21 protein-coding genes are annotated in these 23,558 nt (G+C 72.6%); 7 read left to right on the top strand and 14 right to left on the bottom strand.

Translation table 11 applies throughout. From position 1 onward, the window contains the following. Positions 1-594 carry a (2Fe-2S)-binding protein gene (locus EAO76_RS35050; RefSeq protein WP_148840109.1) on the bottom strand — a complete coding sequence of 198 codons (594 nt, stop codon included), beginning with the start codon at positions 592-594 and terminating at the stop codon, positions 1-3. 2 nt (positions 595-596) lie between these two features. After that, positions 597-1,487, bottom strand: a complete 891-nt coding sequence (locus EAO76_RS35045; protein WP_148840108.1) for a xanthine dehydrogenase family protein subunit M — start codon at positions 1,485-1,487, stop codon at positions 597-599. A gap of 258 nt (positions 1,488-1,745) precedes the next feature. Between EAO76_RS35045 and EAO76_RS35040 the strand changes: the two genes are divergently transcribed. Further along, positions 1,746-3,473, top strand: a complete 1,728-nt coding sequence (locus EAO76_RS35040; RefSeq protein WP_148840107.1) for a PucR family transcriptional regulator ligand-binding domain-containing protein — start codon at positions 1,746-1,748, stop codon at positions 3,471-3,473. 164 nt (positions 3,474-3,637) lie between these two features. Further along, positions 3,638-4,423 carry a hypothetical protein gene (locus EAO76_RS35035; RefSeq protein ID WP_148840106.1) on the top strand — a complete coding sequence of 262 codons (786 nt, stop codon included), beginning with the start codon at positions 3,638-3,640 and terminating at the stop codon, positions 4,421-4,423. 88 nt (positions 4,424-4,511) lie between these two features. Here the strand turns inward: EAO76_RS35035 and EAO76_RS35030 are convergent, their stop codons facing one another. Beyond that, positions 4,512-5,273 (bottom strand): GntR family transcriptional regulator, encoded by a 762-nt coding sequence (locus tag EAO76_RS35030; RefSeq protein ID WP_148840105.1) that lies wholly within the window; start codon positions 5,271-5,273, stop codon positions 4,512-4,514. A 144-nt stretch (positions 5,274-5,417) separates the two neighbouring features. Between EAO76_RS35030 and EAO76_RS35025 the strand changes: the two genes are divergently transcribed. After that, positions 5,418-6,266 (top strand): (2Fe-2S)-binding protein, encoded by an 849-nt coding sequence (locus tag EAO76_RS35025; RefSeq protein WP_148840104.1) that lies wholly within the window; start codon positions 5,418-5,420, stop codon positions 6,264-6,266. Between the two features lie 192 nt (positions 6,267-6,458). Then, the gene (locus EAO76_RS35020) at positions 6,459-7,532 is read left to right on the top strand and encodes a DUF2637 domain-containing protein (RefSeq protein WP_148840103.1); all 1,074 of its coding nucleotides are present in this window, start codon (positions 6,459-6,461) and stop codon (positions 7,530-7,532) included. Between the two features lie 100 nt (positions 7,533-7,632). Here EAO76_RS35020 and EAO76_RS35015 read toward each other — a convergent pair whose 3' ends face one another. Further along, positions 7,633-7,995 (bottom strand): ATP-binding protein, encoded by a 363-nt coding sequence (locus tag EAO76_RS35015; protein WP_148840484.1) that lies wholly within the window; start codon positions 7,993-7,995, stop codon positions 7,633-7,635. Positions 7,996-8,389: 394 nt separating this feature from the next. Between EAO76_RS35015 and EAO76_RS35010 the strand changes: the two genes are divergently transcribed. Further along, complete coding sequence (locus EAO76_RS35010; RefSeq protein WP_148840102.1) at positions 8,390-8,782, top strand: ribonuclease domain-containing protein; 393 nt, start codon at positions 8,390-8,392, stop codon at positions 8,780-8,782. Positions 8,783-8,910: 128 nt separating this feature from the next. Next, positions 8,911-9,300, top strand: a complete 390-nt coding sequence (locus EAO76_RS35005; RefSeq protein ID WP_148840101.1) for a barstar family protein — start codon at positions 8,911-8,913, stop codon at positions 9,298-9,300. Positions 9,301-9,398: 98 nt separating this feature from the next. Here the strand turns inward: EAO76_RS35005 and EAO76_RS35000 are convergent, their stop codons facing one another. Next, entirely contained in the window at positions 9,399-11,786 is a 2,388-nt protein-coding gene (locus EAO76_RS35000) for a M9 family metallopeptidase (RefSeq protein WP_148840100.1), read from the bottom strand. A 340-nt stretch (positions 11,787-12,126) separates the two neighbouring features. Between EAO76_RS35000 and EAO76_RS34995 the strand changes: the two genes are divergently transcribed. Continuing rightward, complete coding sequence (locus EAO76_RS34995; RefSeq protein ID WP_148840099.1) at positions 12,127-13,599, top strand: aminopeptidase P family protein; 1,473 nt, start codon at positions 12,127-12,129, stop codon at positions 13,597-13,599. Positions 13,600-13,695: 96 nt separating this feature from the next. Here the strand turns inward: EAO76_RS34995 and EAO76_RS34990 are convergent, their stop codons facing one another. From EAO76_RS34990 to EAO76_RS46855, 9 genes are all read right to left on the bottom strand, one after another. Then, a complete protein-coding gene (locus tag EAO76_RS34990) occupies positions 13,696-14,412 on the bottom strand; it encodes a GntR family transcriptional regulator (RefSeq protein WP_148840098.1) in 717 nt (238 codons plus the stop codon). Between the two features lie 87 nt (positions 14,413-14,499). Beyond that, a complete protein-coding gene (locus EAO76_RS34985; RefSeq protein ID WP_262375952.1) occupies positions 14,500-15,441 on the bottom strand; it encodes an ornithine cyclodeaminase family protein in 942 nt (313 codons plus the stop codon). After that, entirely contained in the window at positions 15,438-16,439 is a 1,002-nt protein-coding gene (locus EAO76_RS34980; RefSeq protein ID WP_148840097.1) for a proline racemase family protein, read from the bottom strand. The genes EAO76_RS34985 and EAO76_RS34980 overlap by 4 nt, the downstream gene beginning before the upstream one ends. Before the next feature lie 116 nt (positions 16,440-16,555). Next, complete coding sequence (locus EAO76_RS34975) at positions 16,556-17,464, bottom strand: dihydrodipicolinate synthase family protein (RefSeq protein WP_148840096.1); 909 nt, start codon at positions 17,462-17,464, stop codon at positions 16,556-16,558. A gap of 131 nt (positions 17,465-17,595) precedes the next feature. Beyond that, positions 17,596-19,062, bottom strand: a complete 1,467-nt coding sequence (locus tag EAO76_RS34970) for an NAD(P)/FAD-dependent oxidoreductase (protein ID WP_148840095.1) — start codon at positions 19,060-19,062, stop codon at positions 17,596-17,598. Continuing rightward, positions 19,043-19,369 (bottom strand): (2Fe-2S)-binding protein, encoded by a 327-nt coding sequence (locus EAO76_RS34965; RefSeq protein WP_148840094.1) that lies wholly within the window; start codon positions 19,367-19,369, stop codon positions 19,043-19,045. The genes EAO76_RS34970 and EAO76_RS34965 overlap by 20 nt, the downstream gene beginning before the upstream one ends. A 52-nt stretch (positions 19,370-19,421) precedes the next feature. Next, positions 19,422-20,588 carry an FAD-binding oxidoreductase gene (locus EAO76_RS34960; RefSeq protein ID WP_148840093.1) on the bottom strand — a complete coding sequence of 389 codons (1,167 nt, stop codon included), beginning with the start codon at positions 20,586-20,588 and terminating at the stop codon, positions 19,422-19,424. 146 nt (positions 20,589-20,734) lie between these two features. Further along, the gene (locus EAO76_RS34955) at positions 20,735-22,477 is read right to left on the bottom strand and encodes a pyruvate dehydrogenase (protein ID WP_148840092.1); all 1,743 of its coding nucleotides are present in this window, start codon (positions 22,475-22,477) and stop codon (positions 20,735-20,737) included. 64 nt (positions 22,478-22,541) lie between these two features. Further along, on the bottom strand, positions 22,542-23,558 hold a 1,017-nt coding region (locus EAO76_RS46855), incomplete at its 5' end, for a protein phosphatase 2C domain-containing protein (protein ID WP_262375951.1).

The raw sequence follows: 23,558 nt of genomic DNA, 5'->3' as shown, positions 1-23,558 counted from the left end.
TCAGACCGTTTCTTCCGCGCGGGCGGCCGCGAGGCGGACCGCGTCGAGGATCTTCTCGTAGCCGGTGCAGCGGCAGAGGTTGCCGGAGAGCGCCTCGCGGATGTCCGCGTCGGACGGCTCCGGGTTGCGTTCCAGCAGTTCGTCGGCGGCGACCAGGAGGCCGGGGGTGCAGAAGCCGCACTGGACGGCCCCGGCGTCGATGAACGCCTGCTGGATCGGGGAGAGCCCGTCCGCCGTCCGGCCCTCCTCGCCGGTCGGCCGGGCCTCCCACTGCCGGGCCCGGTCGGGGTCGGTGCCGCAGGCGCCGGAGGCGCAGCCGCTGCCCGGGTGGGACCGGGAGCGGTGGGCGGCGAAGTCGGCGAGTCCCTCCACCGTGACGACCTCCCGGCCCTCCACCTGTCCCGCGGCGACCAGGCAGGAGCAGACCGGCACCCCGTCCAGGCGGACCGTGCAGGAGCCGCACTCGCCCTGCTCGCAGGCGTTCTTCGAACCGGGCAGGCCCAGCCGTTCGCGCAGCACGTAGAGGAGGGACTCGCCCTCCCAGACGTCGTCCGCCTCGTGCCTGCGGCCGTTGACCGTGAAATTGACGCGCATGATCAGGCGGCTCCTTCGGTGCTGCGGCCCTTGCCGCGGTACGTCTCCCAGGTCCAGCCGAGGGTGCGGCGGGCCATGATCCCGACGGCGTGCCGGCGGTAGCTCGCGGTGCCGCGCACGTCGTCGATCGGGTTGCAGGCCCCGGCGGCGAGCGCGGCGAACTGCGAGGCGATGGACGGGGTGATGATCGTGCGGCTGTCCCAGAAGCCGCCTTCCTCCAGCGCGGCGTTCAGGAATTCCTCCGCCTCCTTCGCCCGTACGGGCGTGGGGGCGGCCGAGCCGATGCCGGTGCGGACCGTGCGGGTCTCGGGGTGCAGGGCCAGGCCGAAGGCGCAGACCGCGATGACCATCGCGTTGCGGGTGCCGACCTTGGAGTACTGCTGCGGCCCGTCGGCCTTCTTGATGTGCACGGCCCGGATCAGCTCGTCCGGTTCGAGGGCGTTGCGCTTGACGCCGGTGTAGAAGGCGTCGATCGGGATCATCCGCGTGCCGCGGACGGATTCGGCCTCGACCTCGGCGCCCGCGGCGAGCAGCGCCGGGTGGGCGTCACCGGCGGGCGAGGCGGTGCCCAGGTTGCCGCCGACGCCGCCGCGGTTGCGGATCTGCGGCGAGGCGACGGTGTGCGAGGCGAGCGCCAGTCCGGGCAGTTCGGCCCGCAGGTGCTCCATGATGCTGCTGTACGGGACGGAGGCGCCGAGCCTCACGTTCTCCTGGCCCACCTCCCATTCGGACAGCTCGCCGATGCGGTTCAGGTCCAGGAGGTACTCGGGCCGGCGGTGGTCGAAGTTGATCTCGACCATCACGTCGGTGCCCCCCGCGATGGGGACGGCCGTGGGGTGCTCGGCCTTGGCGGCGAGCGCCTCCTCCCAGCTGGCGGGGCGAAGGAAGTCCATGAGTGGCTCTCTTCTTCTCAATCGGGTCGTTCGCTGGGGCTGGGGTACGGCCGGCCCTCGACTGGTCATCCATGTTGTTGACGCAATGTGTGACCCAGTACACAAGCCGTGCTCCACCCGGTGCAGTCACCGAAACCATGAAGGAGTTGGCCGGTCGAACGCCTCGTCTTGTAGATTCGAACGAATGGCGGGGATCGGTGACCTCACCGCAATACCCAGTTTTCACCCGCACCAACGAAAGAGATCGGCGGCGACGAGATGCGGCTGCGCGCACTGCTGGAGACCGACGCGCTGGGCCTGCGGCTGCTCGGCGGCGAGGACGAGCTGGACCGGTCCGTCCGCGGCGTGATGACCACCGACCTGCGGGACCCCAGCCGCTACCTGTCGGGCGGCGAGCTGGTGCTCACGGGCCTGGCCTGGCGCCGGGACGCCTCGGACTCGGAGCCGTTCGTACGGATTCTGGCAGGTGCCGGGGTCACCGGGCTCGCGGCGGGCGAGGCTGAGCTGGGCGACATCCCCGACGACCTGGTGGAGGCGTGCGCGCGGCACCGGCTGCCGCTCTTCGCCGTCCATGAGACCGTCGCGTTCGCAACGATCACCGAGCACGTGGTGCGCCAGGTGTCCGGCGAGCGGGCGGGCGACCTGGCCGCGGTCGTGGACCGGCACCGCAGGCTGATGACCTCGGGCCCGGCGGGCGGCGGTCCCGAGGTGGTCCTCGATCTGCTCGGTTCCGACCTCGACCTGCGGGCCTGGGTGCTCTCCCCCACCGGCCGGCAGGTCGCGGGCGCCGGTGGGACGCCGCTGCCCGGCCCGGTCGGCGCGACGCTCGCCGGGCACCACCTGGCCGCCGTCCGCACCGGTCGCCGCGCCCCGCACCGGGCCGTGGTCGGGGGCACCACGTATTCGCTCTTCCCGATCCGGAACACCGGCCGGGGTGCCCTGCCCGCCTCCCGGGACGTGCGCGAGTCGGTGCTCTCGGACTGGCTGCTCGCGGTGGAGGCGGACGCGGGCGACTGGCCGGCCGCCCGGCTGGACCTGCTCCAGGGCGTCACCCAGCTGATCGCCGTCGAACGGGACCGGCGCGACGCGGCCCGCACGGTGCGCCGCAGGCTCGCCCAGGAGGTCCTGGAGCTGGTCCAGACGGGCGCCCCGCCGGCCGAGATCGCCGCCCGGCTGCGGGTCGCGGCCCCGGTGCTGCTGCCGGGGCTCGGCACCGCCCCGCACTGGCAGGTCGTGGTGGCGCGGGTCGAGTGGGGCGGGGCGGACGATCCGGCCCCCGGCGCGGCGGACACCGTGGCGGGCGGCCCGGTCGCCCAGGCGCTGCTGGAGGAGATCCTCGTCGATCCGGCGGTCGCCGGGCCCGACTCGACGGACCGGATCGCGGTCGCCCACACGGGCGAGGAGGCCGTCGCCCTCGTACCGCTGCCCGCCGTGGCCGCACCCGTCCGGGACGACGGTCCGGAGGCCGGGGCCCCCGCGGACGAGCTGGTGGCGCTGCACGCCGACGCGCTGCTCGACACCGTCCGCGAGCCGCTCTCGGCGGGCCTCGCCGACGACGGCCGGCTGACCCTGGGGGTCAGCGCGCCCGTGCACTCCCCCGAGGGGCTGCGCGGCGCCCTGGAGGAGGCCAGGCACGCCCGCCGGGTGGCGGCGGCCCGCGAGGGCCGGGTCTGCGCGGCCGGGCACCACGAGCTGGCCTCGCACGTGCTGCTGCTGCCGTTCGTGCCCGACGACGTGCGTCGCGCGTTCACCGCACGGCTGCTCGACCCGCTGCGCGACTACGACCGGCGGCACCGCGCGGAGCTGATCCCGACGCTGGAGGCGTTCTTGGACTGCGACGGTTCGTGGACCCGCTGCGCGTCCCGGCTCCACCTCCACGTCAACACGCTGCGCTACCGCGTCGGGCGAATCGAGCAGTTGACGGGACGTGACCTTTCGCGCCTGGAGGACAAGCTCGATTTCTTCCTGGCCCTGCGTATGAGCTGAATTCCCGGGCCCGCCAAGGGTCCTGGGGAGCGCGAGGGTTTGTGAAATTTTTCACCTGACATTGACCCGACCCCTTGGCCGGGCGTGCCGATCCGTGCTGAGATTCCGCCCAGACCCAACAGCTCGATGGCGCGCTCGGGGAGGGCAATGTGGCGCATACCGCCATGTCTGGTTCCGGAACGACAGCCGATGACGATCCGCCGCTCCAGACAGCGGTATGGCGGCTGCGGTCACGCGCCTGCTGGACGGACGCCGCAGCCCTGCTCGAGCACGACGCCGCCACCGACCCCGGGGCGGCGCTCCAGCGGACCGCCCTGCTGATCGAGCGGTGCCTCTACACCGGGCAGGGCTGGACCGACGCCGAGGACGCCCTGCGCACCGCCGAGGCCCTGGCCCACGACGACGAGGAACGTGGCGCGGCGGCCTGCGAACGCGGCCATCTGGCCTACGCGTCGACACTCCTGGGGGTTCGGGACCGGGCCGACGAGGCCAGTGTCGCCCTGAGCCGCGCCGCGGCCCTGCTCGCCCCGTCCGCGCCGGGCCGCCCGGTGCTGGACTACCGCCGGGGCCTGATCGCGCAGAACATCGCCGACTCGCCGCAGGCCGCGCGCGCCGCGTACCGCAGGGCCCACGCCGGGGCCGCGGCCCGGGGCGACGCGCTGCTGCTCTCCTCGACCTGGCGTCAGCTCGCCCTGCTCGCCCTGCGCGAGGGCGAGCTGGCGGAGGCCCGGCACGGTTTCGCGGAGTGCCTGCGGATAAGGGAGGAGCTGGGCTACCTGGTCGGTACGGCCCCGGCCCTCATCGCGCTGGCGGACGCGGAGCCGGAGCCGGAGGCCGCGACCCGGCTGCGCGCCGAGGCGGGCCGCCTCTTCCGGCTGCTCGGCGGCGTACCGACCTGGCTGGCCCCGTACCTGGACCCGCCCGAGCCGCGGACGGCCGAGGCGAACTGAACGGGAGGCCCCGGTCCCGGGACGTCCGGCGCCGGGGCTCCCGTTCGGGGCTCCGCGGAGATCCGGACCCCCGGTCCGGATCTCCGGTTCAGATCTCCGCGCCGGTGAAGTGCTCGCGGACGAGCGACTGCACGACGATCAGGTCCTGGGCGATCAGCGCGTCGAGCAGGGCGGTGTGCTCGGCGGCGTCGGCGAGCAGGTCGGCGCGGCGGGTGACGGGATTGCTCACCAGGGGCCACTGGGAACGGCGGTGCAGGTCGTCGGCGACCATCACCAGCTGCTCGTTCCCGCACAGGCCGAGGACCGCGCCGTGGAAGGCCCGGTCGGACTCGGCGTAGCCGGCCCGGTCGCCCACGGCCGCGGCGGCCACCGTGGCGTCGGCCAGCGGGCGCAGGGCGCACCAGCTGCCGGGCGGGACGGTACGGGCCAGCCGCAGCATCACGGGCACCTCGATCAGGGCCCGCACCTCGGCCAGCTCGGCCAGTTCGCGCGGGCCGCGTTCGGACACCCGGAAGCCGCGGTTGGGCACGACCTCGACGGCGCCCTCGATGACCAGTTGCTGCATCGCCTCGCGCACCGGGGTCGCGGAGACCCCGAAGCGGGCTCCGAGGGCCGGGGCCGAGTAGACCTGCCCGGGGGCCAGCCGGCCGTCGACCAGGGCGATGCGCAGCGCGTCCAGGACCTGGCCGCGCACCGAGTGCCGGCGCACCGCGGCCCGCGGGGCGGGCGGTTCGCCGTGGGTGTGCTCGCCGCGGACCTGGTCGGGCACCCGCGCGACCGCCGGCGCGGGCGCGGGCACGACGGCCCCGCCCGGTGGCCTCACCCGGTCACGCGCTCCGCCCTGCTCCACTGGACCTCCTCGACCTGCCACGGGCACGAGTCGCGTGCACCATGCCCCTTGTGCACGATAGGCGCAGGACGTCGCAGTTCAAACATCGATCCGTTCGGGTAAGGTAAGGCTTACCTGCAAACGGTCGTGATTCGGTGGTCCTGCATGACACTCCCCGCCCTGCTCCCCCACGCCACCGGGTCCGCCGTGACCGGCGCGTACACGCGTCTGGCCGAGGTCTTCCCCGGGCTGCGCGCACAGGTGCTGACGGACGACGAGACCGCGCCCGGCGGTGCGGGCTGGGTCGGCGCGCAGGAGCTCGCGGCGGGGGGCGCGGCGCTCGACGCCTTCCTCGCCTGGGACCACGCGCAGGTGCTGCGGGACTACGGGCAGCAGCCCCGTCCCGACGTGGTCGCCAGCTTCGGGCTGCACCGCTACGCCTGGCCCGCCTGCCTGCTGGTGACGGTGCCGTGGTTCCTGCACCGGCGGGTGCCCCGGATTCCCGTCCAGGACGTGGCGTTCCAGCGGGCGCTGGGCCATCTGACCGTGCGGGTGCGGGAGTTCGCCTGCCTTCCGGACGATCCGGCCGCCGCGCTGCCGGGCGCCCGCGTGGTGCCCGACGAGGCCGCGCTGCGTGCCGAGGTGCTGACGGCCGTGGCCGACCACATCGGTCCGGTGCTCGACGGCTTCGGTCCCCGGATGCGGCGCGGCAGGCGGGCACTGTGGGGAATGGCGACGGACGAGATCGTCGAGGGCCTCTGGTACATCGCCCATCTGCTCGGCGAGGAGCGCCGGGCGATGGCCGAGCTGGAGGCGCTGCTGCCGGGCACCACGAAGCCGTACGTCGGCTCGGCCGGGTTCCGCGAACTGACCGGACCGGACGGCGAGCCGCTGCCCACCCGCGACCGGGCGAGCTGCTGCCTCTTCTACACCCTGCGTCCCGAGGACACCTGCGTCACCTGCCCGCGCACCTGCGACACCGACCGGGTCCGCAAGCTCGCGGCCGCCCGCTGAGTGACACCGCCCGTACGGGTCACGTGATTCGAACGCGACTCGGCTGCCGCATACGGGCATTCGAGCAGATCCCGGTTATCCGCGCGTCCCGCCGACCCATTGGCGTTCTCTTGCCCCGAAACCCTCCTGTGCGCGAGGGGGTTTCGGCAATCATGTCGCCCGAAATGCCCTACGCGACACGAGGGACCGCGCATGAGACTGACCGACATATCGCTGAATTGGCTGCTTCCGGGCGCCGTGCTGCTCGTGGGAGTGCTGGCGGCGGTGGCGGTGGTCGCACGCGGCAAGCGCGCCGCTGACACGTCCGCGGCCGACGACAGCTGGGAACGCAGCGAGGAGCGCCGCAGACGCAAGGAAGCCCTGTACGCCACCGCCTCGTACGTCCTGCTGTTCTGCTGTGCGGCGGTGGCCGCCGCACTCTCCTTCCACGGGCTCGTCGGCTTCGGCGAGCAGAACCTCGGCCTCTCCGGGGGCTGGGAGTACCTCGTCCCGTTCGGCCTGGACGGGGCCGCCATGTTCTGTTCCGTACTCGCGGTGCGCGAGGCCAGCCACGGTGACGCGGCTCTCGGCTCGCGTCTGCTCGTGTGGACGTTCGCCGGCGCCGCCGCCTGGTTCAACTGGGTGCACGCGCCCCGCGGGATCGACCACGCGGGCGCGCCGCACTTCTTCGCCGGGATGTCGCTCTCGGCGGCCGTGCTCTTCGACCGGGCGCTGAAGCAGACCCGCCGGGCCGCGCTGCGCGAGCAGGGCCTGGTGCCCCGCCCGTTGCCGCAGATCCGGATCGTGCGGTGGCTGCGCGCCCCCCGGGAGACCTTCTGCGCCTGGTCGCTGATGCTCCTGGAGGGCGTGCGCACCCTGGACGAGGCGGTCGACGAGGTGCGTGAGGACCGGCGGGAGAAGGAGCAGAACCGTCTCCGCCGGAAGGACCAGGAGAAGCTGGACCGGGCCCACATCAAGGCGCTGAACCGGCAGAACCGGGCCTGGCACCGGGTGGGCCGGGCCGCTCCCGTGGACGTCCAGGCCATCGCCCCCGCGACGGGCACCGCACAGGCCGTCGTGGAGCCCGCCATATCCGAGCCGGGACAACTGCCCCTGCGCCCCCGGCCATCCCTGCAAGCCGTGACGGGTCCGGGTCCCGGTACTCCGGACCGGGACCCGGTTGATCCGGCCGCCGTCGACCTCACCGCCGAGGACGACACCCAGGCACTGCCCCGGCTCGACTCGCTGGAACGGAAACTGAAGGACCTGGAGCAGCAGTTCGGCTGAAGCCCCGCGGTTCTTCCGGGGGCTGCCCGGGACGGCCGGGCAGCCCTCAGGCCGGCGGACCGGCCGTCCCGGGCCCTGACGCATCGTCATCGACGGTGTGTCAGGGCCCTTCGCCGTCCAGTTCGAACCAGACCACCTTGCCCGGCGTCCGTGTGCTCACCCCCCAGGCATCCGCGAGGCTCCGCACCAGGATCAGTCCCCGTCCGTGCGTGTCGTCGTCGGCGTCCGGCACGTACGACAGGGGCAGTTCGGACACGAAGTCCCTTACTTCCACCCGCAGTTTCGCGGGGGCCACGCTCGCCGTGACGACCGCACCGTGCCCGGTGTGGATCAGTGCGTTGGTCACCAGCTCGCTCAGCAGCAACTCCGCCACCTCGGCCGGTTCACCCGGCCACCGGTAACGCAGGAACTCCCGTAACGCGCCGCGCACTTCGCCGACGGCCGCCAGATCGGCGCGGGCCACCCTGCGACACAGCCGGACCGGCTGCGGCCCCTGCGTCCCCGGCCCGCGCAAGGCCTCGTCCTCCATGGAATCGGTGTCTCCCCGGTGTTTCATCATGTCCCCCGCCCACACAGTGGATCGCCCCCTGGTCGTCGTTCCGGTCCCTCGTCCCGTCCGTCCGCTTCCCCGTTTCCGGATGGTCGTCGAACTTCCGCGGAAGACGTTCACGGGATGCATGCCCCGCCGACGGGCCGCCACTCTTGTCGATTCATCAATAAGTGAACAGCGGCAGGAAACACGCCCGAGGCCCGCAGGACATACGGAAGTCACATGTAAGCCTTTCGGGTTAACTTCCAAAAAATTCACATCGGTTGGCGTTGACGCGACCACATCTACGCGCGTCATCATGGTGGTCATGCGAATCCCCCCACGGATCACCACGCTCGGTGGCGCAGCCGCCCTCCTGTCCGCTCTCCTGATCGGCGGCCCGGTCACCGCGACCGCGACCGCCGCCACCGACTCGGTCGGCAGCATCTGCTACTCGGACCTGCCCTCCCAGGCCCACGACACCCTCGATCTGATCGAGGCGGGCGGCCCGTTCCCCTACTCCCAGGACGGCACCGTCTTCCAGAACCGTGAAGGCGTCCTGCCCAGCCACAGCACCGGCTACTACCACGAGTACACGGTCATCACCCCCGGCTCCCCGACCCGCGGCGCGCGGCGCATCGTCACGGGCGAGCGGGCGCAGGAGGACTACTACACCAGCGACCACTACGCCACCTTCGACCTGATCGACCCGGGCTGCTGAGGCCCGGCCCCCCGGACCGGTCCGCGCCGCAGTCCCCCACCTGCGGCGCGGATCGAGGACCCGGCACCGCGGCCCGCCCGGCCGCGGTCGGCGTCCGCCGCCCGGTTCGCGCTTGTACGCTCCCTCCCATGACCGTGACCTATGTGATCGACGGCTCCCGGGTCACCGGCCTGGAACGCTTCTGGGAAGTGATCGGCGAGGCCGTGAACGGCCCCGGCGGGTACTTCGGCCGCAACCTCGACGCCCTCGCGGACTGCCTGGGCGGCGGGATGGGCACCCCGGACGACGGCGACTTCGTCTTCGAGTGGCGCGACCACGCGCTCTCCGCACGGGCCCTGGGCCACGAGGAGACGGCCCGTCAGCTGCGGCGGAGCCTGGAGCGGGCGCATCCCACCAACCGGCCCGCGATGCGCGAGCGGCTCGACGAGGCCCTGGCCGGACGGGGGCCGACGCTCTTCGACCTGATCGTGGGGATCCTGGCGGACGACGCGACGCCCGGCACGCTGCGGCTGTCGTGAGCCCCCGGGCCGTGTCCGGCGGACACGGCCCGGGGGACGGCACCGGCCGGCCGAGCGGAACACCGCTCGGCCGGCCGATACCATGGGGGTTCTGAGGATCAGAACTCGGTGGTGACCTTGGCTCCGTCGAACGCCTCGGTGCCGAAGAGGCTGATGTAGTGGTAGCCGGGGGCCGGGTTGTTGATGGTCAGGGTGTGCTCGTTGCCCGCCCCGACCGACTTGTCGGTGTTGACCTTGGTGGTCGCCCACTCCTTGTCGCTGTAGTAGAGGTCGGCGTCGCCCGTGCCACCGGTCGAGGTGATCTTCAGCTGGGCGGTGCCGTTCGGGATGAGGACGGCCAGGTAGGAGTAGTCGTCCTTGACGGCCTTCAGGTTGCTGCGCGAGCAGTTCTTGCCCAGCATCTGGACGTGCTCGTCCTTGCACTCGGTGATCTCACCGGGCGGGTTGGTGGAACCGCCGCCGCAGGCACCGGCCGCGCAGGCCTCCAGCCAGGTGTTCCAGTCGGCGTCGTAGCGGCTGCCGATGGTCGACTTGAGCAGGGTGCGGGCGCCTTCCCAGTCGCCCTTGCGGTAGAGGCCGAGCAGGGTGTCGACGTCACCGCGGTGCGACTCGAGCATGTAACGGACGGCCAGGTAGCCCCAGTTGTAGACGCGGGTCTGGTCGGCGTTCTCGTAGGTGGTGTCGAACAGGGTGCTCAGGGGGTAGGTGCGGTTCGCGGCCTGGGCGATGGCGGCGTCGTAGTTGAGCTTGCGGTAGGAGTAGGAGACGAACTCCGCGAAGCCCTCGACCCACCAGACGGTCGGCGTGGTCATGCCGGCGGCGAAGTCGCCGTACATGTTGTAGCGGCCGTCGAGGTAGTGCGTGTACTCGTGGTTGAGGTTCCAGATCTGGAAGTCCGGACGGGCCCACTCGGCCTCGTAGGCGATGAAGCGGGGCTGGTTGCCCTCGACCTTGGGGTCGCCCTCCAGGTACATGCCACCGTTGTTGGTGTCGATACCGAAGATCACACCGGCGTAGGTCTGGTAGTCGGCGCTGGAGTCGAAGGCGACGACCTCGATGGTCTTGTTGTTGTCATCGGCGACCGCGCCGTTGTCCCGGGCCACCTCGTGGAAGTAGGCGTCCTGGTTGAGCAGGCTGGTACAGCTGGCCTCGAGCTCCTCGGCCTTCATGTCCTGCGCCCGGATGGTGATGCTGTCGCTGCAGGTGTGCTTCACCGGCAGGACGGCCTTCTCAAGACGCTCCGCGAGGTTGCAGGCGTCGTACTTCGAGCAGTTGTCCTTGTCGTAGGCGTCGACCATCTTCGCCAGGTTGATCCAGAGCGCGGCGGTGGGGCCGTCGATGGAGCTCTTGTTCATCAGGTCGAGCACCAGCGGGCTCGCCTTGTCGCGCAGCGAGTCCTCCTTGAGGAACCGGCCGAGCTCGAGACCCGCGTTGGCGGCGAGGAAGGAGTTCTCGGTGCCCAGCAGGTCGATGTGGTTCGCGGCGAAGTCGCGCAGCGAGGTCAGGACGCTCGGGTCGGCCTCGATGGCGGTGATGAACTCCGGCACCTGGTGGCCGCGGAACATCACCGTGTACACGCTGTTCACGGCGTTGCGCATGTGCCACAAGTCGTTGTACGACTCGTCGTAGGCGGCCAGCATCTTCTTGACGATGTTCAGGTAGCGGGCGTTCTGCTCGGCGCTGTCGACCAGGATGATCGCCTCGGACAGGCTCTCGCCGTTCTCGTCGGTGACGTCGAAGGCGTGCGAGGAGCCGAAGAATCCATCGAGCGCGCCCTGGATGGCCGTCACCAGGCGCGGCCCGTACTCCCCGACGGTGTCGGGGTCGTAGTACTGGACGTAGTAGCCGGCCCGGAGGAAGAGGATCATCTGCGGCATGCCGGTGCTGGCGTCACCCGGGTAGGCGGCCGAGGCGTCACGCATCGCGTTGGCGATGGTGACCATCTGGTCCTCGCGGAAGGCGTTGTAGCCGTCCTGGCCCTGCAGCTTGAAGAGCGTGTTGACGCAGTCGGTGGTGGCCGCCTTGACCTTCTCGACCAGGGCGCTGCCGGTGTTGTTGGTGAAATCGGTGGTGTTGCACTCGGCAGCGGCCGCGCCGAGCTTCTTGGCTCCGCGCTTCTGGGCCTTCATGGAAGGCGCCTTGTGGCTCGGGGCCGCGGCTTTCTGGTCGTCGTAGTCCCGCTTGAGCGCGTCCTTGGACGCGGACAGCGGAGGCTGGTCGCCGGCCTCGAGCTTCTGGCGCTGGACGTGACCGGCATCGGCGGCGGGGGCCGTGAGCGACTCGGCGGTGGGGCCACCGGAGTCCTCGGTCGGGGCTTCCGCCTTCTTCTGGGCGATGGCCGAGGAGAAGGTGGAACTCACGGTCGATACGGCGGAACGCTGCTCGACGGCCTGGCTCGGTGCCGTGAACAGGCCCACGCCCAGGCAAGCTGCCAGGACCGCAGTGGGCAATACGGTTATTTTTGAACGAACCCTCGGGTTCCTCACGTGCCGCCTCCATGTGGAGTGATGACCGCGCACCAGGGCGCGGCTGTGGGGGAATGCAAGGGACCGGCGCCGGACAGGGTCTGAACTGCACTCATGCGTGACATGAGCACGGCTTCCGTTCCCTTGCGGGCTGTACAATGGCACATGTCACATGTTCTTTGGAACCCCTCCCGCACACATTCATTTGCGCGACAACTTCTCGTCGTGGTGCGGGGTGTGGCACGCGGCCCGAAAAACCGGCTGCCATCACTGGTTTTGACCATCGCGTGACCACACCACCGCGTTCCCGGAGAGCCGGAATCCCGGCTCCGCCCCCGGTCCTTCAGAGCCCCGAGGAGCAATGCCCGTGTCCCGTTCCCCCGTTACGCCCCGCACCGGCAGCCACGATCTGCCGGTGTCCCCCGCCCTGGACGCCTTCATGGGCACCGGGTGGGCCGAGTCCCCGCTGCCGGCGGACCTCCGCGTCCCTCCCATCGACGCCACCCCCGCCCGCCGCGCCCGGCTGGCCGCCCGCTTCCCCGGCGAGCGCCTGATCATCCCGGCGGGCGCGCTCGCGGTCCGCTCCAACGACACCGACCACCGCTTCCGGCCCCACACCGGCTACGCCTGGCTCACCGGCCTCACCGGCGAGGACCAGGCCGGCCACGTCCTCGTCCTGGAACCCGACGGCGACGAACGGCACGAAGCGGTGCTGTATCTGCGTCCCCGGTCGCCGCGCACCGGTCACGAGTTCTACCGCGACCGCAGGTACGGGGAGTTCTGGGTCGGCCGCAGGCCCGACCTGGAGGAGGCGGCCCGGCTCACCGGCATCCGCTGCGCGGACCTGGACGCCTGGGAGAAGCTGCTCACCGGCCCGCAGCCCCCGGTGCGGGTGCTGGGCGGTGTGGACCCGTCCGTCGACGAACTCCTGCGCTCCCGCCGCGTCCTGCACTCGACGCGCCCGTTGCCCGCCGGTCTCGAAGCGGTGCTCAGCGAGCTGCGGCTCGTCAAGGACCCCTGGGAGACCGAGCAGTTGCAGCACGCCGTGGACGCGACGGTGACGGGGTTCGAGGACGTGGTACGGAGCCTGCCGCAGGCGCTGCGGCACCCGCGCGGGGAGCGCTGGATCGAGGGCGTCTTCGATCTGCGGGCCCGGCTGGAGGGGAACGGGCCGGGCTACTCCACGATCGCCGCCGCCGGGGCGCACGCCTGCGTCCTGCACTGGATCCGCAACGACGGCCCGCTGGACCGCGACCGGCTGCTGCTGCTGGACGCGGGCGTGGAGACCGACACCCTCTACACCGCCGACATCACCCGCACCCTGCCGCTGTCCGGCCGGTTCTCCCCCGTGCAGCGCAGCGTGTACGAACTGGTGCTGGCCGCGCAGGAGGCGGGCATCGCCGCCCTGCGCCCGGGGGCCCGCTTCCGCGACTTCCATCTGGCGGCCATGCGGGTCATCGCCGAGGGGCTGCACGACTGGGGGGTGCTGTCGGTGTCCGCCGAGGAGGCGCTCCACCCGGACAACGGTCTCTACCGCCGGTACACGCTCTGCAGCAGCGGCCACATGCTCGGCATGGACCTGCACGACTGCGCGCAGGCGCGTGCCCACACGTATCTGGACGGGCGGCTGGAGGCCGGTCAGGTGCTGACCGTGGAGCCGGGGCTGTACCTCCAGCCCGACGACGAGACGCTGCCCGGGGCGCTGCGCGGCATCGGGGTGCGGATCGAGGACGACCTCGTGATCACGGACGACGGCGCCCGTCTCATGTCGTCGGCGCTGCCGCGGACCGCCGACGGGATCGAGGAGTGGATGGGCGCCCTGCTGGAGGGCTGATCCCGGCGGGCCCCGTCGGCGGACGCCCGTGCGGGGCGTCCGCCGACGGGGCCGGCGGGTCGGTCCTGCTCGGCGGTACCGCCCGGGGCCGGTGGGTCAGCCCTGCTCGGCGGTACCGCCCGGGGCCGCCGCGTCGTCCGCGCCGTCGGCCCGTTCCTCGGCCCACAGCGACCTGACGTGCGACATGTGGGCCAGCATGCAGCTCTCGGCCCCCTGCACGTCACCGGCGGCCAAGAGGTCGAGCAACTGCACGTGCTCCTCGGCCGACTGGACCAGCTTCCCCGTCTCGGCGAGCCTGTTCAGCCCGAAGAGCCGGGAACGCTTGCGCAGGTTGCCGACCTCCTCCACCAGCCGGCGGTTGCCCGCCAGGCCGAGCAGTTCGAGGTGGAAGCGGCGGTCGGCCTCCAGATAGCCGATGATGTCCTGCTCGGCGGCGGCGTCGACGATCGCCCGCGCCAGCGGCCGGAGCGCTTCGAGCTCCTCGACGAGGCCCATCGCGGCGATGCGGCCGATGGTGGGCACCTCGATCATGGCCCGGATCTCGGTGAAGTCGTCGAGGTCCTGCTCGGTCAGCTCGGTGACCCGGAAGCCCTTGTTGCGGACGGCCTCGACCAGGCCCTCGCGCGCCAGGTCGAGCATGGCCTCGCGGACCGGGGTGGCGGACACCCCGAATTCGGCGGCGAGCGCGGGAGCGGAGTAGACCACGCCCGGGCGGAGCTCCCCGGCTATCAGCGCCGCCCGGAGGGCGTTCGCCACCTGATCGCGCAAGTGCTCCTGCGCGGAGAGGGCGTTGAGCGTCGTCAGGCGGGCCATAATCTGTTCCTCCAGCACCGTGCGGGGCCCCAGAATACAATGTCACGTTCCACGGAGACCTTCGTCCCGGAGCCGTGGAAGGCGTGGTCAGGGCGTCGAGGCGCGGTGCACCGCCTCGGCGACGGCGAGGTCCTCCCACCCCGCTCCGACGCTCTTGAAGAACCGGGGCCGTCCGGTGCCGTCCGACACCTCGCTGTCGCACCGTCCGGTCACCAGCTCGGCGAGGTTACCGGCGATGTCCTGGGCCCGGAAGGCCCCTTCGGCGATCGGGATCAGCAGATCGCCCGGTTCCGACAGGGCCGCCGCCCGCGATTCGACGACCACCCGGGAACGGGACACCAGAGCGGTGTCGACCTCACGGGCGTCGGCGGTGTGCGAGCCGACCGCGACGACCGTCGCCCCGTCCGGCACGAGGGTGCCGTCGAACAGCGGGGTGGCGGAGGTGGTGCAGCAGAGCACCAGGTCGGCCGTGGCGACCGCCGACCCGTCCGGCTTCCCCGCGTGGGCGTCCGCGCCGAGCCGGCGGGCGTGCCCGACCAGCTCGTCGGTCCGGTGCGGGGTGCGGCCGACCACGGTGACCCGTTCCACCCGGCGCTCCGCGAGCACCGCTTCGAGGTGCCCGTAGGCCTGGGGGCCCGTGCCGAAGAGCACCAGATGGCGCACGACCGGTCCGGTGAGGTACCGGATCGCGAGCGCGGACACGGCCGGGGTGCGCAGCGTGGTGAGCGCGGCCCCGTCCAGCAGGGCGAGCGGCAGCAGGGTGGGGGCGTCGAGCAGCAGGTAGCTCCCGGTGATCCGGGGCAGGCCGGCCGCCGGATTGTCCGGGGCGACCCCGGCGATCTTCACCCCGGTCACCCGGCGGGTGGTGGCCGGCATGAGCAGCAGCTCCCCGCCGGGTACGGCGAGATGGTGCCGGGCCGGGGCCGTCTCCGGGTCCAGCCCCCCGCGCAGCACCGCTTCCAGGGCGTCCACGGCTCCGGTCGGCCCCAGGGCCTCGATGACGTCGGCGCCGAGCAGGGGGATAGTCACAGCAGGAATCCTTCGGGGAAGGGGTCGGTCGGGTTCAGGAAGTATTGTGCGGTCCCGGTGATCCAGGCGCGCCCGGTGACGGTGGGGACGACGGCCGGCAGCCCGCCCACGGTGGTCTCCTCGACGAGCCGGCCGGTGAACGAGGTGCCGATGAACGACTCGTTCACGAAGTCGGTGTCCAGGGCGAGTTCGCCGCGTGCGTGCAGCTGGGCCATGCGCGCGGAGGTGCCGGTGCCGCAGGGCGAGCGGTCGAACCAGCCGGGGTGGATGGCCATCGCGTGCCGGGAGTGGCGCGCGTCGGAGCCGGGGGCGACGAACTGCACGTGCTTGAGCCCGTGGATGTGCGGGGCCTCGGGGTGGACGGGCTCGTCGGTGGCGTTGACCGTCTTCATCAGGGCGAGTCCGGCGGCCAGGATGTCGTCCTTGCGCGCCCGGTCGAAGGGCAGCCCGAGGTCGTCCAGGTCCACCATCGCGTAGAAGTTGCCGCCGTAGGCGAGGTCGTAGCGCAGGGTCCCGTAGCCGGGCACGTCCGCCGTCCGGTCGAGCGCGACGCTGAACGCGGGCACGTTGGTGAGCGTCACGGCGGTGGCCGCGCCGTCCTTCACCCGCACGTCGACCTTGACGAGTCCGGCGGGGGTGTCCAGCCGCACGGTGGTGACGGGTTCGGTGACCTCCACCATCCCGGTCTCCACCAGCACGGTCGCCACTCCGATGGTGCCGTGCCCGCACATCGGCAGGTAGCCGGAGACCTCGATGTAGAGGACCCCGTAGTCCGCGTCCGGCCGGGTGGGCGGCTGGAGGATCGCGCCGCTCATCGCGGCGTGGCCGCGCGGTTCGTACATGAGCAGGGTGCGTACGGCGTCCCGGTGCTTCTCGAAGTAGCTGCGCCGTTCGGCCATCGTGTCGCCGGGGATGGTGCCGACGCCGCCGGTGATCACCCGGGTCGGCATGCCCTCGGTGTGCGAGTCGACGGCGTGGAAGATGTGACGTGTCTGCAAGGCTCCTCCTGGTTCGTCACGGGTGGGACGGGGCGGCGACCGGCGGAACGAACGCCGGCCGCCGCCTCTCGGCGACTGTCGGGCGGCCTACGTCGGGAAGGCCACCCGGCAGGATCTCAGCGCAGGCCCCCGGCGAGGACCTTCTCCGTGACGGCGCGCACGGCGGCCGCGTCGTCGGCGGACAGCGGGTTGCGCGGCGGGCGGGTCGGGCCGCCGTGGCGTCCGGCGACGTCCATGGACAGCTTGATGGCCTGGACGAACTCCGGCTTGGAGTCCCACCTCAGCAACGGGTGCAGCTCCCGGTAGAGCGGCAGGGCGGTCTCCAGGTCGCCGCTCACGGCGGCCCGGTACAGGTCCACGCAGCAGGACGGCAGCATGTTCGGGCTGCCGGCGATCCACCCGGCGGCACCGGCGACGCCGAGCTCCAGCAGTACGTCGTCGGCGCCCACCAGGATGTCGAGGCCGGGGGCCCGCTCGGCGATCTCGTACGCCCTGCGGACGTCGCCGGTGAACTCCTTGACGGCCACGATGCTGCCCTCGTTGTGGAGCTCGGCGAGCAGGGCGGGGCTCAGGTCCACCTTGGTGTCGTACGGGTTGTTGTACGCGACGATCGGGACACCGACCTCGGCCACCTCGGCGTAGTGGGCGCGCACGCCCGCCTCGTCGCAGCGGTACCCGTTGGGCGGCAGGAGCAGCACGGACCCGGCTCCCGCCTCGGCGGCCTGCTCCGCCCAGCGCCGCGACTCGGCGCTGCCGTAGGCGGCGACGCCCGGCATGACGCGGTCGCCGTCCCCGGCCGCCTCGACGGCGACCTGGACCATCCGGGTGCGTTCCTCGTCGGTGAGGGTCTGGTACTCGCCCAGCGACCCGTTGGGCACCACGCCGTCGCAGCCCGCCTCGATGAGGTCCTGCACGTGCTTCGCGTAGGCGTCGTAGTCGATGGTGCGGTCGTCCCGCAGGGGAAGGGGGGTGGCGACCATGATGCCCTGCCAGGGGCGGGTGCGCGTGGGGTTGTTCGTCGGCATGCTGGCTCCTTGGATGTGTGGCCTGTCGCGGGGGCGACATGACGTGGTACTGCGGGAACACGGTGCTGCGGGCGGCAGGTCGTGCCCGGCCGCCGGGGGTGCGGAAGGAACGGGGTGAGCGGCTTCGCGCTCTACCGGGGGTCGGACAGGTCGGCGAGGGCGGACAGCTTCACCGGGCAGGCCAGCGGGCGCCGGTCGGCTCCGGCCGGTGCCGGTCCGCCGCCGTGCGCGGCGGCGAGGTCCCGGACGGCGAATCCGCACGTCCGGCCCTGGCACCAGCCCATCCCGGCGCGGGTGAAGAGTTTGACGGTCCTGGAGTCGCGGGCACCGAGCTCCTCGCACGCCGTGCGGATCCGGCCCGCGGGGACCTCCTCGCAGCGGCAGACCTCCGTGTCGTCGGCCAGCCACTCGTGCCAGCCGTCCCCCGGGCGGTGCACGGCCCCCATCAGGTCGGCGAAGGCCCGCAGCCGGCGCCGGGTGCGGCGCAGCGCGGCCACGCCGCCCCCCACCCCCTCCGGAGAGCCGCCCCGTGCCTCGCGGACGATCGAGATTGCCGCCAACTCGCCTTCGCACAGGGCGAGTTCGACTCCGCCCACGCCGCCGGTCTCGCCGGCCGCCCAGATGCCGGGGACGGTCGTCCTGAGCTGCTCGTCGAGGACGACCGCGTGCGTGCCGTCGGTGCCCGGACGCGTTTCGCAGCCGGTCGCCACGGCGAGTTCGAGCTGGGGCACGAGGCCGTGCCCCACGGCGAGCGCGTCGCACTCGATGCGGCGGCCGGTCCCCGCGACGGGGCGCCAGCGGTGGTCCACCCGGCTGACGGTCACGGCCTCCACCCGTCCGTCGCCGTGCACCTCGGTGACCGCGCGGTGGCTCAGCACCCTGACCCCGGCGCGCATCAGCGCCGTGCCGAACCGGACCGCCTCCACCGCCTTGGCGGGGTTGACGGCCAGCACCTGGGGGGAGCGCGCGTACGCCCCGTAGCCGGCGGCCTCGACCAGGGCCGGGACACGCGCGCCGGCCTTGGTCAGCGAGGCGGCGACCGCCTGGAGGAGCGGTCCGCTCCCGGCGACCACGATCCGGCGCCCCGGCAGCACCAGGCCGGACTTGAGCATGGCCTGGGCCCCCGCCGCGCTCACGACGCCCGGGAGCGTCCAGCCGGGGAAGGGGAGCTGGCGTTCATGGGCGCCGGTCGCCAGCAGCAGCCGGCGGGCCCGCACCGCGGTGCGGTCCGCCTCGTCGGTCCCGACGACCGCGTGCAGGGTCCAGTCGTCGTCGGCGGTCCGTTCGACCGTCCATACCTGATGACTGGTCAGGTGCCGGATCGCGCCGGTGTCCCGGTGCGCGGCCAGCCGTGCGGACAGATCGGTGAAGGCGGACCAGTTGTGGTGCAGGACCTGGGGCCGGGCGGCGCCGAGGCCGTCGGCCGGGTTGCGGTAGTACTGCCCGCCGGGCGCGGCGGCGGCGTCCAGCAGGACGACGTCGAGTCCGTGGTCGGCCGCGGTGACGGCCGCGGCCAGACCGGCGGGTCCCGCGCCCACCACGGCGAGTTCGGCGCGACCGGTGTCGCGCGGGCGGCCCTCAGCCGTCGAGTGCGGCATGCCCGTTCCCCTCCTGCGTGGTGATGACGTCGTCCGGCCGGGCGGGGACCAGGCAGGCACGCTGGTTGGGCCGGCCGTTGATGGTGGCCAGGCAGTCGTAGCAGGCGCCGATGCCGCAGAAGGCCCCCCTGGGGCTGCCGTTGACCCGGGTGGTGCGCCAGGTCATGATGCCCGCCGCCCAGAGTGCGGCGGCGACGCTCTGACCCGGCAGTGCGCCGATCGGGCGGCCGTCGAAGGTGATCCGGAACTCCGGGCCGGGTTCGGCTCCGACGAGTTCGGCCGGGGTGCGTGCGCGGGTGTGTCTCACGGGGTCCTCTCCTGGGGTCCGGTCCTGGGCGGGCGGGTTCCGTTCCGCGCCGTCATGCGGCACGGTCCGGGGCGTCGAACCGGTCGGGCGCGAACGGTTCGAGGTCGAGCGCGGGACGCTCGCCCCGGATCGCGTCGGCGATCAGCCGTCCGGTCACCGGCGCCAGCCCGATGCCCGCGCCCTCGTGCCCGCAGGCGTGGAAGAGGCCGGGCACCCGGGAGTCGGGGCCGATCGCGGGCAGGTGGTCGGGCAGGTAGGGGCGGAACCCGTGGTAGGCGCGCAGCACCCGTACGTCCGCCAGCAGGGGGAAGAGGGCGGTGGCCCCGGCCGCCAGCCGGGCGACCACCGGAACCGACAGCGTCCGGTCGAAGCCGACCCGCTCGCGGCTGGCCCCGATGAGCACCGGGCCCGCCGGGGTGCCCTCCACCACCGGCGAGGTCTGCAGGGCCGCCGACCCGCTCGACACGTCGGCCACGTACTCCGCCGCGTAGACCTTGTGACGGATCAGCCGGGGCAGCGGTTCGGTGACGAGGACGAATCCCCGGCGCGGGAGGACCGGGAGGTTCACCCCGGCCAGCGCGGCCAGCTCGCCGCCCCAGGTCCCGGCCGCGTTGACCACGACGGGGGCGTGCAGCTCGCCCAGCGAGGTACGCACGCCGCGCACCGCCCCCGAGCGGTCCCGCAGGATGTCCACCACCTCCTCCCCCGGGTGCAGGCGCGCCCCGGCCCGGACCGCCGACCGCAGCAACTCCGCCGCGGCAAGAGCCGGTTGGACCTGTGCGTCCTGCGGGTAGTGGCAGCCGCCCGCCAGGTCCGGCGCGAGGTGGGGCTCCAGGTCGTGGAGCCGGTCGGCCGGGACGTGGTGCGCCTCGACACCGGCCGTCCGCTGGCCGTCGGCCGTCGCGGACAGCGCGGTCAGGGAGCCCTCGGAGGCCGCCACGACCACGCCGCCCTTGCTCTCGTACTCGATGCCCGGGGGCAGTTCGGCGGCCAGCTCCTGCCACAGGGAGGCGGAGAGCAGCGCCAGTTCCAGCTCGGGTCCCGGCACCTTGTCGGAGACCAGCAGGTTCCCCTCGCCGGCCCCGGTGGTGCCGCCGGCCACGGGTCCGCGGTCGACGACGGCCACGGAGAGTCCGGACCGGGCGATGTAATGGGCACAGGCGGCGCCGACGACTCCGGCGCCGACGATGACGACATCCAGAGAGTGTCTCGTGAGCACGTCAGTAATATGTCACATTGCTTTGAGGTCGCCAAGGGTGCGCACGGGGTCGGTTGATCAACAACTGCGCGGGCCGCCCCGGCCGGTGCGGCACGGGGCGGGGAGGCGGGGGACGGCACGGTTCCGCCCCGTGCCCGCGGGACCCCTCAGGGGCGGGGCACGTTCCGCAGGTTGGAGCGGGCCATCTGGACCATGCGGCCCACCCCGCCGTCCAGCACGATCTTGCTGGCGGAGAGCGCGAAGCCGGTCACCATCTCCGCGCTGATCTTCGGCGGGATGGAGAGGGCGTTGGGGTCGGTGACGACGTCGACGAGTGCCGGGCCCTTGTGCCGGAAGGCGTCCTTGAGGGCCCCTTCGAGCTGTTTGGGCTTCTCCACCCGCACCCCGTACGCCCCGGCGGCCCGCGCGACCGCCGCGAAGTCCGGGTTCCGGTTGGCCGTGCCGAACGACGGCAGGCCCGCGACCAGCATCTCCAGCTCGACCATGCCGAGGGAGGAGTTGTTGAACAGCACCACCTTCACCGGCAGGTCGTACTGCACCAGGGTCAGGAAGTCGCCCATCAGCATGGTGAATCCGCCGTCGCCGGACATCGACACGACCTGCCGGTCCCGGTCGGTGAACTGGGCGCCGATGGCCTGCGGCAGCGCGTTGGCCATCGACCCGTGGCTGAACGAACCGATCACGCGGCGCCTGCCGTTGGGCGAGAGGTAGCGGGCCGCCCAGACGTTGCACATGCCGGTGTCCACGGTGAACACGGCGTCGTCGTCGGCCAGTTCGTCCAGCACCGAGGCGACGTACTCCGGGTGGATCGGGACGTGCTTCTCGACCTTGCGGGTGTACGCCTTGACCACGCCCTCCAGCGCGTCGGCGTGCTTCTTCAGCATCCGGTCGAGGAACTTGCGGTCGGACCTGGCCCTCACCTGCGGGGTCAGACAGCGCAGCGTCTCCCGGACGTCGCCCCAGACCGCCAGGTCCAGCTTGGAACGGCGGCCGAGGTGCTCGGGGCGCACGTCCACCTGGACGATCTTCACGTCGGACGGGAGGAAGGCGTTGTACGGGAAGTCGGTGCCGAGCAGGATGAGGAGGTCGCACTCGTGGGTCGCCTCGTACGCCGCGCCGTAGCCGAGCAGCCCGCTCATGCCGACGTCGTACGGGTTGTCGTACTGGATCCATTCCTTGCCGCGCAGCGCGTGCCCGACCGGGGCCTTCACCCGTTCGGCGAACTCCATCACCTCGGCGTGGGCGCCGGCCGTGCCGCTGCCGCAGAACAGGGTCACGCGTTTCGCCCCGTCGACCATCCGGCGCAGCTTCTCGATCTCCTCGTCCCCGGGCCGCACCGTGGGCCTGGAGGTGACCAGGGCGTGCTCGATCGACTTCTCCGGGGCGGGGCGGGCCGCGATGTCGCCCGGCATCGTGACGACGCTGACCCCGCCCCGGCCGATCGCGTGCTGGATGGCCGTCTGGAGCAGCCTCGGCATCTGCTCCGGGTTGGAAATCATCTCGTTGTAGTGGCTGCACTCCTGGAAGAGCAGCTCCGGATGGGTTTCCTGGAAGTAGCCGAGGCCGATCTCGCCCGACGGGATGTGCGAGGCGAGGGCGAGCACGGGTGCCATGGAGCGGTGGGCGTCGTAGAGGCCGTTGATCAGGTGCAGGTTGCCCGGGCCGCACGATCCGGCGCAGGCCGCCAGCGCGCCGGTGACCTGGGCCTCCGCACCGGCGGCGAAGGCGGCCGTCTCCTCGTGCCGCACCTGGATCCAGTCGATGCCGCGATGGCGCCGGATGGCGTCGACGACCGGGTTGAGGCTGTCGCCGACGACGCCGTACATGCGCTTGACACCCGCCCGGACGAGGATGTCGACGAACTGCTCCGACACGTTCTGCTTGGCCATGGGTGCGTACCTTTCCGCGCTTCGGCTTCCGGACTCCGCATCCATCAACCCATGGCACGCGTGGTTACGCCTCCCAGACGCCGGCCCCCGTGCGGTCGTCGGAGTACCCCTTCACCCGGAGCTGGGTGTCGGCGAGGAAGGGCACGAGCCCGGGTGCCCCGCCGCGGGCCCAGCGCCCGGCGAGCTCCCCGGCCAGGGCCGGTTCGCCACGCATCGGTTCGGCGAGACCCGCGCTGCACAGCAGCAGGGCGTCCCCCGGCCGGGCCACCGAGGCCCGGAAGCGAAACGGTTCGGCGGGCGGGTCGTCACCGGCCGCGGCCACCAGCGGTTCGAGGTCCTGCCAGGCGCCGTCGCGCAGCCGGAAGAGTCCGCCGCCGCCGAGGCCGAAGAAGACCCTGGTGCGGCAGTCGGGGTCCGCGGGCAGCAGGAGGCAGCGCAGTCCCGCCGTGTACTCCGGCGGCTCCAGCCCCTGTTCCGCGGCGCGGGCGCGCAGCTTGCCGTAAGTGCGGTCGGTGAGGCGGTTCAGGCCGGACTTGAGGTCTCCGCGCCGTCCCGCCCTTATGTCATCGGCGAGCCGGACGTGGCTGCGGCCGACGGCCTCGCCGATCCAGCGACAGGCATCGGCCGCCGCCAGGTGCGCCGACCGGGTGGCACGGGCCCCGGTGGCCACGGCGACCAGGAGCAGCGCCTCCTCGTCGTCGCCGAAGCGCGCGGTGAGCAGCGCGTCGCGGCGGGGCTCGCCCCGGAACCGCGCCGAGTCCCCGCGCACGGACGCGGCGCGCAGGGTGTACGTGCCGTAGCGGGCGCCGTCGAGCACGGTGTCGGCGACGAGGCCGTCCAGCTCCTCGGCGGTGGCGGCGGGCAGGGCCGTGGGCTCGGCGTCGTAGGTGGGCGGCCGGTCGCCCACATGGCCGATCGCGGGACGGGAGGCGGACGCGGTCCCCGGCTCCGGTACGACGGGTACGGCGGGGGCCGGCGTCTGGGAGGCGTAACCACGCGTGCCATGGGTTGATGGATGCGGAGTCCGGAAGCCGAAGCGCGGAAAGGTACGCACCCATGGCCAAGCAGAACGTGTCGGAGC

Source organism: Streptomyces sp. sk2.1 (assembly GCF_008120935.1).
Taxonomy (GTDB): Bacteria; Actinomycetota; Actinomycetes; order Streptomycetales; family Streptomycetaceae; genus Streptomyces.
The sequence above is the reverse complement of the archived record's forward strand: the minus strand, read 5'-3'. Positions and strand labels throughout refer to the sequence as shown.

What these genes read in the sequence shown, in the direction of transcription:
- EAO76_RS35040 (WP_148840107.1), top strand. Translation starts at nt 1,746, where the DNA reads ATGCGGCTGCGCGCACTGCTGGAGACCGACGCGCTGGGCCTGCGGCTG.
- EAO76_RS34970 (WP_148840095.1), bottom strand. Translation starts at nt 19,062, where the DNA reads ATGCCGCACTCGACGGCTGAGGGCCGCCCGCGCGACACCGGTCGCGCC.
- EAO76_RS35025 (WP_148840104.1), top strand. Translation starts at nt 5,418, where the DNA reads ATGACACTCCCCGCCCTGCTCCCCCACGCCACCGGGTCCGCCGTGACC.
- EAO76_RS35010 (WP_148840102.1), top strand. Translation starts at nt 8,390, where the DNA reads ATGCGAATCCCCCCACGGATCACCACGCTCGGTGGCGCAGCCGCCCTC.
- EAO76_RS34975 (WP_148840096.1), bottom strand. Translation starts at nt 17,464, where the DNA reads ATGCCGACGAACAACCCCACGCGCACCCGCCCCTGGCAGGGCATCATG.
- EAO76_RS34955 (WP_148840092.1), bottom strand. Translation starts at nt 22,477, where the DNA reads ATGGCCAAGCAGAACGTGTCGGAGCAGTTCGTCGACATCCTCGTCCGG.
- EAO76_RS35020 (WP_148840103.1), top strand. Translation starts at nt 6,459, where the DNA reads ATGAGACTGACCGACATATCGCTGAATTGGCTGCTTCCGGGCGCCGTG.
- EAO76_RS35035 (WP_148840106.1), top strand. Translation starts at nt 3,638, where the DNA reads ATGTCTGGTTCCGGAACGACAGCCGATGACGATCCGCCGCTCCAGACA.
- EAO76_RS34990 (WP_148840098.1), bottom strand. Translation starts at nt 14,412, where the DNA reads ATGGCCCGCCTGACGACGCTCAACGCCCTCTCCGCGCAGGAGCACTTG.
- EAO76_RS35050 (WP_148840109.1), bottom strand. Translation starts at nt 594, where the DNA reads ATGCGCGTCAATTTCACGGTCAACGGCCGCAGGCACGAGGCGGACGAC.
- EAO76_RS34995 (WP_148840099.1), top strand. Translation starts at nt 12,127, where the DNA reads ATGCCCGTGTCCCGTTCCCCCGTTACGCCCCGCACCGGCAGCCACGAT.
- EAO76_RS35005 (WP_148840101.1), top strand. Translation starts at nt 8,911, where the DNA reads ATGACCGTGACCTATGTGATCGACGGCTCCCGGGTCACCGGCCTGGAA.
- EAO76_RS35045 (WP_148840108.1), bottom strand. Translation starts at nt 1,487, where the DNA reads ATGGACTTCCTTCGCCCCGCCAGCTGGGAGGAGGCGCTCGCCGCCAAG.